The organism is Legionella jamestowniensis (assembly GCF_001467745.1).
Classification (GTDB): domain Bacteria; phylum Pseudomonadota; class Gammaproteobacteria; order Legionellales; family Legionellaceae; genus Tatlockia; species Tatlockia jamestowniensis.
On sequence record NZ_LNYG01000007.1, the window covers coordinates 25544 to 35477 of the forward strand.

The window sequence follows — 9934 nt, forward strand, 5'->3', positions numbered from 1 at the left end:
GAAAAGAAGGGTTAATTGGGCAGCATCAAATCTTTCAAATCCGTGGTTACTTAAATCTAAAATACTAATTCGTTTGGGAAGATGGACTAAAATTTCAAATAATCGTCTCATGGTTGCTTTGTTAAATTGAAGCCATTGCTTCTCAAACTAACCGAGTAAACTCGCTGAGGAATTTTATCATATACAGCTTTAATAAGGTCAGTTTGCTATCGAGATGCCCATATAAGTGCCACATTTTAACTTTTAAAACGAATTTGGTCAAAATTTAATGAAAGAAAAAATTTAATAAACTATAAATTAAGAGGCTCTAATTAAAGCAGGGCGTATCACCGCAGAAGGTACGGATATCAATTATCAGGATGAAATGATGAATATAATACCGCAATTCATTGTATTAATTTTTTACACAGAAAAGCGAGTTATACAATAATCTGAGTATGCAAATCCTACAGATTAGTGTTATTTTTGAATTTTTGTCCGAAATATATGGGCATAGCTTCGAACATTAAGTTTCTTCCTACTTCTACCTTAGAATTATAATTCAATTATCTGATAGCTAAAATTTTCTCGCCAATGTTTAATCCAGCTTATATCGTGAGAAATAATAACACAGATTCCGTTTTTTCTTTCAAGGTGATTTGTGAGTACTTTGTACATTTCAGTCATGGAATGCTGATCAAGCCCATTTATAGGCTCATCTAACAAGAGGTATTGAGGGGAGGCAAGCACTCCTGATACAAACAGAAATTTTTTCTTTGTTCCATAAGACATAGATGCAAAGGAGGTATTAAGCTGTCCTTTAAGATTGAATGTTTCAATCAATTCAGAAGGCCACTCTGCATTTTTAGTCTGACAAATAAACTTCAAAAACTCACTCCCAGTCAAAAATGGATAAATAGGAGCAAGAGCAGGAACGTAACCAATACTCTTTTTAATTTGGCGACTTTTTTTGTTAAAAATATCAACTCCTGAATAGGAGATAATTCCTTCATCTGGGGGAAGGGAGCCAGCCATCATATTCAAAAGAGTTGATTTTCCTGAACCATTTTCACCACAAATGTGTAAGATGCCTTGCTCAACCTCACAAGAGATATTATTGATAATTTGTTTTCCAGATAATTTTTTCGATACCTTGATAAGGTTTAACATAGATTCTTAACTGTGAAAAATTGAACTATATACAAGACCAGTACAACAAAAAACAATTTGACCGTGGTATTACGTAATTGTTTTAAATAGATATAACAGGTCACTGCGTTGATGATAGTAATGGAAAATATTATATACATGAACATCCAAAGGCTTAAATCAGAACTCAATAAAGCAAAAATTGTACATGGAAACAAGATTAAAGTGGTTAGGATTAGGTTAAATATCTGATTTTTTTTAAACCAGTAATGTTTTTCAATGGGTAGACTTAAAAAAAAGTAGGACATTTTTTTTGATTCAGTTGCCAGTAGCCGTGAAAATGAACTCATAATGCAGATTGTGGCGTAGTTTAATAACATTATGATATATATCAAGTTATGGTTTTCATCCATATGGATTACAATAATCGCCGACAGAGATTGGAGAGCAATACTTAAAGCAATTTTTGTGAGCAAAAGGCTGCGATAATTTTTTAACATAGCTAACTGAATTAACAAAACAGGACCTGTCAATAAAAAGCTTATACGGCTTTGTTTATTCCTCTTAATACCAAAATTTATATTTTTAATATCAATAAGAGCAACCACTGAAATAATAAAAAGTAACAAAGCCGTGGTTACATTGAACCAGTGTATTGAAAGATGAATTTTTGCTAAGACAAATATCAAATTAATTGAACATAACAAAAAAAGTTTGCTTACATTTCGTTCATATAAACAAAATTGCATAATCAATAGACTAGATATCAGATATACAGTTTCAAAAACAACCATTAAGGAAGGCTGTGAGATAAGAGCCGGATATGCTCCTAAGAGGAGAATAATCCACAAAAAATTATTGCTGATAAACAAGACAAAAATAGAAGAAATACGATCAAACGCTTTACTAACCGGTAATGTTTGAATAAAAGACTCAAATTCCTGACTAAATACCATTTTTCTTTGGCAGGCAAAAACGAGAATAAAAATAAGATTTAAAACAAATAAATATAAACTGGTTGACTTAAACGAAAGGTTATTACCTAAAAGAAGGGTGACAGGCTTTGAAATTAATGTGAGATCAAAAACACCGAAAATAAAAATGCTGCCAAAAATGAGTAGTGCAACACTATATTCATATAGTGTTTTCATTAAATTATTTCCATACCATTTTAGTTTAAGTGCAATTAAATGATTTACCATAAGGTTGGGTCTACTTTAGCAATTATTTAAAATAAAAAGCACTCAACTCAAGAAGCTCAATAGATATAGACGTTTTTTCAAGGTCGCTATTCCTGATTAAGCCTTTAAAATAATGGTGAATATATTCACACACCCTATTTTTTGTTTCAGGAGTTCTGCCTGGTAAAATTTTTAATGTTAAATGCAAGAATAAATTTTTTTCGAACTCATTACCAATAAAATAGTTGTCATATATTCTGACTCGACTTTTGCAGCTGGTAATTTGTGTTGGTAAATTATCAGCCAGATATTGATGTAAGTGGTTAAATATTGAATTAAAGTTGATGTTCAAAGCGATTTTCTCGCTACATTCAAGTATTAAATGGGGCATAAATTCCTACTCTTTTCTCACATTTTGGAACGTGAAAGATTTTGAATTTTAGTAAAAATAGCACCAGGAATTCAACTTTGTACGGAGATAACTTTTGAAAGTACAATTCCATTAGATCGGAAATAAGACGGGGGGTTTTGTTAACTGCTTCTGAGGCGACATAGACGGTTTGTTTCCAAACCTAAACTTATAGTGACTTGTTAATTCGATGGATTTGAACATTTAGTTTTTTCGAAATCATTGCAGGTTAATGGACTGCTTTTCAACATTTCAAAGAATTTGCAAGGTGAGCTTAAAAATTCAGTAATGGTTTCGCAATTGATATCGATGATGAAGTGAACGCACATGCATCTTCCTTTGAGTGAAATTGAACTATTCTTACAAAGTACCTTACTTGTTATAGGATAAAATCATGAAAAAGTCTTCTTCAGGTTCTTCAAAAAAACAAACTAAACCAAAAATCAAAAAGGATGATTTAAAAAATATTTCTGGTGGTAATCGGAGAACAATTGAATTATCAGAGCGAGAGAAAGATGAATTAAGAGAGAATTTTAAAAATGCAATAAAATTAATAAATGGAGAATGATAAGCGATTTGCATGAAATGTAGTTGAAGACCTAGAATGAATACAACTACTTGGAGAAAGGCATGCCCATTTAGAGCATGTGTATAATTACTATGTTACTACTTCCCCTAGGACTCAGCTCCTAGAGCACAGAGCCTTTTCGGAGGCTCTTTTTTTTTTAGATATACATTATTTGCTTTATTGCCGTGGCCCGGTTAAATAAACAATATAGGTTAAGAGTTAGAGTGCTGTGTGGATGAGTAAAGTGCCCCCGGATTTGGGGAAGACCCGGGAAGACCCGCTAAAATGTGCCTTGAAGAAGGTAAGATAACTTATTGATTTCATGGTGGCCAGAGGCAGAATCGAACTGCCGACACGAGGATTTTCAGTCCTCTGCTCTACCGACTGAGCTATCTGGCCGAAGAGGTTGCTATTAAACTCCGAGAATGGGTTTGAGTCAAGTAGGGTTTGTGGTTTTTTTTGCAAAAAAAATCGCTTAGATAATTTCTCTGGGTAACTACTTAGCTTAACGGTTTATTTTTGCACTAAAGATAATTTTCTCTAATTTGAAATCGCCACTAATAAGTGATTAATTCATTAGCTGTTGATAGGCAATTGCTATTTCAGCACCTAGTATGGCGTTATTTTTAATTAACTCAATATTGGCCTGGATACTTTGTCCTGCGGTTAATTCGCCAATGCGTTGCAGTAAAAAAGGAGTAATGGCTTTGCCATCAATATGATTCGCTTCATCAAGTGCTTGCTTAATAACAGGCAGTATTTTTTCATCAGGAATTTCAACTGCCTTGGGAATAGGGTTGGCGATAACGATCCCATTACTGAGTTTTAATTTGTGCTGGTAAGTCATTAAGTTGGCAATCTCTTTTGCAGAATCCAGGCGATGCAAAAGAGGGATTCCACTTGAATGGCTATAGAATGCAGGAAATTCATCGGTCTGATAGCCAATAACAGGAACGCCGTGGGTTTCCAGCACCTCCAATGTTTTTGGTAGATCCAGAATGGATTTCGCACCAGAACAGACAACAGTGACTGGCGTGGAAGCCAGTTCAATCAAATCTGCCGAAATATCGAAACTTTCTTCTACACGGTGATGGACGCCACCAATGCCGCCAGTCACAAAAAGTGGAAGATTGGCTAAATGAGAGCAATACATGGTTGCAGCGACGGTGGTGCTTGCTGTTTTCTTAGTGCTTAAAATAAAGGCAATGTCACGTCGAGACGCTTTAATGACATCGTTACTTGCCGCTAGATGCTCCATGAGCTCTCGATTGATCCCCACATGAATTTTTCCCTGATGAAGGGCGATAGTTGCTGGCACAGCATTATTTTCACGGATTATTTGCTCGACCATTTGGGCTGTCGCTAAATTCTTTGGATATGACATACCATGAGAAATGATGGTCGATTCTAGAACCACAATAGGTTGCTTGTTGTGTATGGCGTTTTTAACTTCTTCATTAAGCACGAGCAGCTCATGAAACATGTTATATTCCTTTATTCTTCAGGGACAAAACCCGCAGGTTTTTCAGAGCCTTCACCAAAAAAATATTTTTTCATTTCAGTATTAAGAAATTCGCGGGCTTTGGGGTCAATCAAACTCAAACGATACTCATTAATTAACATAGTCTGATGGGCAAGCCACATTTGCCAGGCTTGTTTTGATATATGGTTAAAAATTTTTTCACCCAAAGGACCGGGAAAAGGGGGCGTCGCCAGACCTTCTGCTTCTTGGTTTAATTTTTCACAGTAAACATGTCTTGCCATACTTTATCCTAACTAAAATGATAATCGCTGATTATGCGGCAATAGCGGATGATCAGCAATGGCAATGTTATTGAATTAGTCAGCTCTACATTTAGATTGGGCAAGCATAATGTGCTGGGAAAGTAATTGTTCTTGTTCTGTATCTAATTCTTCAAATTGTACTGCCGTGCGATACTGATTCTCATTATGAAATTGACTGTAGACTACAACGGCATCAAGAACAATCGGTAACATTTTGGGCTTGGTGTAGATAACTATCTTCATGGGGGTTTTTTCCTTAATCCTATCTTTCGTCTTAAATGACATACCACCAAGGCTGATGTTCACTTTACGTAAATGAATTTTATCTCCGATTAAAAGATTTCGCGCAAGATGATCGATTTTTGCATTTAATAGATTAAGGTAATGTGCAAGGGCAGGCTCTCGTAAGGCGAGTGATTGCGTGAGTTCAGACAGTTCGTAATCAAGACTTTGAAAATATTGGGTTGTTTCAAGATATCTTTTCCCACTTTGGCCTAATAAATCCTCTGTAAGCGATTTATCAGAACAAAACTCTTCAGTGTGGATAATTTTATAATCAAAATAAATTTGATCCTCGATGCGGAAATGCTGACGTCGTTCGTGTACTGGCATGATCACTCCATAAAGTCCATTTATCAGAAGTTTAATGTTTAGATATCAGCCCTATTGCTTTTTTAAATTACTACTGTTCCCTTTCGCTATAAGCTTCTTATTCATAATATAGACAGAAATTTAATGAATGGTGAAAAAAAACCAAAAATAGCCGTTTTTTTATGAATTCTTTTGCTTTTAGGTAAAAAAATTAGCTATCAGAAACCGATTTCCTCCAAATCGAACACTGCTCACTTACTACCTTGAGAAGAAAACCGCTTTCTTTAAAAAGTTCCCTGAGCAAAACTGCATCATTCCGCTTGTTAGTCACATCGTCAATCAAACGGGTGATATAAGGCTCATTGTTCAGGTTCTCTATATGGACTTCCATCGTTTTAATGGTGGTGAGAATATCTTCGACCAAGGTGGTTTCTTTAAGTGTGTAAGGATTGACAAAGAAACCCTCAAGACCATAGCGACTCGCTTGAAAGCGGTTATGGGTATAGAGATAGTATAAATCCCTGTTAATACTCAATGGTCTTTCTTTAAGTAGATAAATCCCTAACGCCTGAATATAAGCAGCTAAATCGACTGCTTTATTGATGGTTAGCGGGGTATCACAAACTCTTATTTCCACAGTACCGTATTCAGGTTTGGGGCGAATGTCCCAATAAAAATCTTTCATGCTAACAATAATGCCCAATTTGCGCATTTTGTAATAATACTCGGAAAATTCAGTCCAACTAAGTAAGTAGGGAATATGGCCACTTTGTGGAAATGAATTAAATATATTCGAGCGTGATGAAGCATAGCCTGTATCAGCACCCTGATAAAAGGGAGAAGAAGCAGTAATCGCAATAAAATGAGGGATGTAACGGGCCATGGCGTGTGTCAGATAAAGTGCATCCTCCGCATTACCACACCCTATGTGGATATGTTGACCAAATACCGTAGAACGTTTGGATAAGTATCTGAATTTTTGTGCAATTTTTTTATAGCGTGGTGTCGGAAATATTTTTTGACGGCTCCATTTAAGATACGGGTGTGTCCCACCCCCACATATGGCAATATCTAATTGGTCTGCCTGTTTAAGTAAAAAAGATTTAAGTTGAAAAAGTTCTTCTGAGAGTTCTTTGATTGAATAATGGATGGATGAGTTGATTTCGATCATACTCTGGGTAATCTCAGGCTTAATAATTTCTTTATAGATACTTTCTCTAATATTACGAATAAGCTCTTTAGAGCGAGAAATCAGGTAGAATGATTGAGGATCAATAAGTTGTAATTCAAGTTCGACACCCACAGAGCCAATGTTTGATTTGGCAAACGATAATTTTTTCATCCTATCTCCTGATGCCATGAAATCAGGACCAATTCCCTAATATCAATAATTAGTATAACTGATGTTTGCAAAGTCGCTGCCAGTTAAATCCATGAACTCACCAACCAGAAGACGGTTAAATGGGTAGGATAATAGATATAAAAAAAGTAAGGAATGCGAGGAAACTTTAATTGTATCTGGGTAGCTAGCACGATCAATGGCAAGCTAGCCCAAGCCCAATGATTTTCATTAAGCCCATCAAGTAAAACATAAGAAAAAAGACAAGCAATTAATGATAAAAGGGATGCATTTCGACAAAAAAACCAGCAACTTAAACAGAATAGTAAACCTTGCCAACTGTACTCAACGAAGGCACCACCGAACAGAAATAGAAAAATAGCAAGAAAAATAGTAAAGGGATTTTTTTTCTCCAGCAGTAAAAATAGAACCGCAGCCAGAAAAAGCATAAACAGAATATTTAAAGGCCACACCTGTTGTAAATGCCGCATCGCCATATACGCTGGGGTTGCTAGCACACCAAAAAAAATAAGACGTTTAAAAACACGAGTGTAAATACCCCGTGCAAAGGCATCAGGACGTGCCAAATTGTAGGCAAAAATGAAAGCAAAAAGCGGCATGGCTAATCTGCCGGCGCAGTAGGCTGGGTAACTATTGGCATTAAAAAAGAAACGATTAAAATGATCGATGGTCATTGATACCATGGCCAGCCATTTTAATGCCTCAAGGGTGCCGCTACTTATGACAATGGGATACAAGGTATTGAATTTTTCGAATTTGGCAGCATTATCCAACCTAGATCCCTCTGATTTTTCTAAAAAACAGAAATTTTAACAGCAGGTTGAATAATAATAAAAGCATTTAATCTGATAAGTTTTAGGTAAGTTTTACCGATGACAGAGCAAAGCCCAAAAAATCCCAATTTATTAAGTTAAAATTTTCTTTTATTAGTATCAATAAAAGAGGTTGAAGGCAGTGGGGTTTCAACACTTTTACCTTTGCTGTCAATAAATCCTTTATATTTTGTACTCATGTCTGATTGCAATTTTCTACCATACCTTCGGTCAATGTCTTGTGTATTTTCTAACGTGTCATAATTATTAATGGTTGCACGCTGACCTGTTCTTTGATTAATCGTCTCATCTTGCTTTAATGGTTTTACTGTAGAAAATACACGGGTTTTAATAAGTTCAGAAACTGGATAAGAACAATATGGTGACGAGCAATAACTTTTATATATATACAAAGCTCCCTGACTTATTTTATACAGAATTTTAATAACATTAAGCATTTCTTCGTCAGTTGGACGATAATGACCACTATTATTAGTTACTACTACAAGCATGCCATTATCGAATCTTAAAGTGCCTACTGCCAAAGCTTTTTTGCCATTAGCGAGTGAAGAATGATGTAAATCTCGATCGCAAAGTAATTGGGGTTCTTCTTCACAAGTTAAAACGAAATTATACTCACCATTTAGAATCCCTTGTTTTGCATCCTCAAAATAACCTTCTTCTGATATTTTAATCGCATATTGTGCTTGCATTTCTTTGCTTAAATAATGGTTTTCTGGATGGGATTCAGGCAATGTTCGCATTGCTTTGCGTTCTAATTTAAATTCTTGTTTCATTGAAATACGCGTATCTATTTTTTTGTTATGAAAAAACAGGATAGTTGGGTATTCGCCTTTACTCATGATTTTGCTCTAGGTTTAAATCGATATAGTTTATCGCTATAAGATTAAAACAATCTTAACAAATGGTCATAATGAGCAAAAAACATACTAACATATGGTGATGAAGGTGACTGAAGCTTAAATTATAAACAGTCTAAGACATCAATTTACTAGTCGCTGTCGCGAAATGTTTGGGGCACGTTTGATGGATAAAAATTGAAGGTACTTTTTGATTTTACCTAATCAACAAAGTATGATAATTAATATTTTTTTAAATAACTTATAAGATGCTGGTGTAGGATTGAACCATCAATTAGATAGCAAAAAAGGCTTGCTTATAGCCAATGACAGAAACATAGTCCTCAGCACTCAGAATCGACTTTTCCTTTATTTCCATCTTTCTCCATTGGATTGTGTCTCTTTTCTCTATCCTAGGTGTGCTCGTGCATTTATTCAATGCCAATCGATTGCCGCTGAGGGCTTATGATTTTTACTTAACGACTCGTTTTTATTTTGCAAGGAGTGCTTATGAAGTATCGTTTATTTCTTTCTATTGCAACAGCCGGTGTGTTAGGAAGTACAGCCTTTGCGGGCACCATGGGCCCTGTTATGCCCTCCAAAGACTGGACCTGGGTTGGCTCGGTAGCCGCGGGGCCTGTTTGGGCTCGGGGCGGTGAGACACAGACTTTTTATTTGACGCCAGACATTGAGAAGACTTATGTGGCTAGAAAGTCCACCAAGGCTATGGCCTCGGGTGAGCTGTTTGTAGGCCTACAAAAATCGTTGACTTCCCAATGGCTGGGGCAATTGGGATTGGCAGTCGCCACCACTGGCAATGCGAAACTTCAGGGCGTGATATGGGATGATGCAGACCCTCAATTTGATAATTACAGTTACCAGTACAAAGTACGAAACACTCGCTTAGCAGTTAGAGGTAAATTGTTGTTTGATAAAGGCTACTGGGTCATGCCCTGGGTGAGCGCAAGTGTAGGTGTGGGTTTTAATCGTGCTTATGATTTTACCAATACGCCCTTGATTTTCGAAGCATTGCCTAATCCTAATTTTACAGACCACACGAAAACCGCTTTTACCTATACCTTAGGCGCAGGCGTGCAAAAAGCACTCAACGACCACTGGCAGATAGGAGTGGGTTATGAGTTTGCTGATTGGGGTAAAAGTGAACTGGGACGCGCTTTTGGGCAGACCATGAATTCAGGATTAGCGCTCAATCATCTTTATACCCATGGGGTTTTGTTTA

11 protein-coding genes and 1 tRNA gene are annotated in these 9934 nt (G+C 36.2%); 2 read left to right on the plus strand and 10 right to left on the minus strand.

The window, feature by feature from the left end; all coding sequences use genetic code 11:
- Positions 1-534: 534 nt before the first annotated feature.
- The 3 genes from Ljam_RS01740 to Ljam_RS01750 form a co-directional block, all read right to left on the minus strand.
- Entirely contained in the window at positions 535-1149 is a 615-nt protein-coding gene (locus Ljam_RS01740; protein ID WP_058448421.1) for an ATP-binding cassette domain-containing protein, read from the minus strand.
- A complete protein-coding gene (locus Ljam_RS01745) occupies positions 1143-2279 on the minus strand; it encodes a hypothetical protein (RefSeq protein WP_131762531.1) in 1137 nt (378 codons plus the stop codon). The genes Ljam_RS01740 and Ljam_RS01745 overlap by 7 nt, the downstream gene beginning before the upstream one ends.
- 73 nt (positions 2280-2352) lie before the next feature.
- Positions 2353-2700: a 5-carboxymethyl-2-hydroxymuconate Delta-isomerase gene (locus Ljam_RS01750; RefSeq protein WP_058448423.1), complete on the minus strand. Its 348-nt coding sequence runs from the start codon at positions 2698-2700 to the stop codon at positions 2353-2355.
- Between the two features lie 412 nt (positions 2701-3112).
- Between Ljam_RS01750 and Ljam_RS15045 the strand changes: the two genes are divergently transcribed.
- Complete coding sequence (locus Ljam_RS15045) at positions 3113-3286, plus strand: hypothetical protein (protein WP_156411902.1); 174 nt, start codon at positions 3113-3115, stop codon at positions 3284-3286.
- 323 nt (positions 3287-3609) lie between these two features.
- Here Ljam_RS15045 and Ljam_RS01755 read toward each other — a convergent pair.
- The 7 genes from Ljam_RS01755 to Ljam_RS01785 all read right to left on the minus strand — a co-directional run bounded on the left by Ljam_RS01755 (position 3610) and on the right by Ljam_RS01785 (position 8697).
- Positions 3610-3685, minus strand: a tRNA-Phe gene (locus tag Ljam_RS01755).
- 169 nt (positions 3686-3854) lie between these two features.
- Positions 3855-4769, minus strand: coding sequence for a pseudouridine-5'-phosphate glycosidase (locus tag Ljam_RS01760; protein ID WP_058448424.1), 915 nt, complete (start codon positions 4767-4769; stop codon positions 3855-3857).
- A gap of 11 nt (positions 4770-4780) precedes the next feature.
- On the minus strand, positions 4781-5050 hold the full coding sequence (locus tag Ljam_RS01765; RefSeq protein WP_058448425.1) for an oxidative damage protection protein: 270 nt from the start codon (positions 5048-5050) through the stop codon (positions 4781-4783).
- 75 nt (positions 5051-5125) lie between these two features.
- Positions 5126-5683, minus strand: coding sequence for a PilZ domain-containing protein (locus Ljam_RS01770; protein WP_058448426.1), 558 nt, complete (start codon positions 5681-5683; stop codon positions 5126-5128).
- A 190-nt stretch (positions 5684-5873) separates the two neighbouring features.
- Positions 5874-7004 (minus strand): YbdK family carboxylate-amine ligase, encoded by a 1131-nt coding sequence (locus tag Ljam_RS01775; RefSeq protein WP_058448427.1) that lies wholly within the window; start codon positions 7002-7004, stop codon positions 5874-5876.
- Between the two features lie 83 nt (positions 7005-7087).
- Positions 7088-7795: a TraX family protein gene (locus tag Ljam_RS01780; protein ID WP_082651552.1), complete on the minus strand. Its 708-nt coding sequence runs from the start codon at positions 7793-7795 to the stop codon at positions 7088-7090.
- A gap of 137 nt (positions 7796-7932) precedes the next feature.
- Positions 7933-8697 (minus strand): hypothetical protein, encoded by a 765-nt coding sequence (locus tag Ljam_RS01785; RefSeq protein WP_058448428.1) that lies wholly within the window; start codon positions 8695-8697, stop codon positions 7933-7935.
- A gap of 507 nt (positions 8698-9204) precedes the next feature.
- Between Ljam_RS01785 and Ljam_RS01790 the strand changes: the two genes are divergently transcribed.
- Positions 9205-9934: outer membrane protein (locus tag Ljam_RS01790; RefSeq protein WP_156411906.1), on the plus strand; the 730-nt coding region annotated here is incomplete at its 3' end.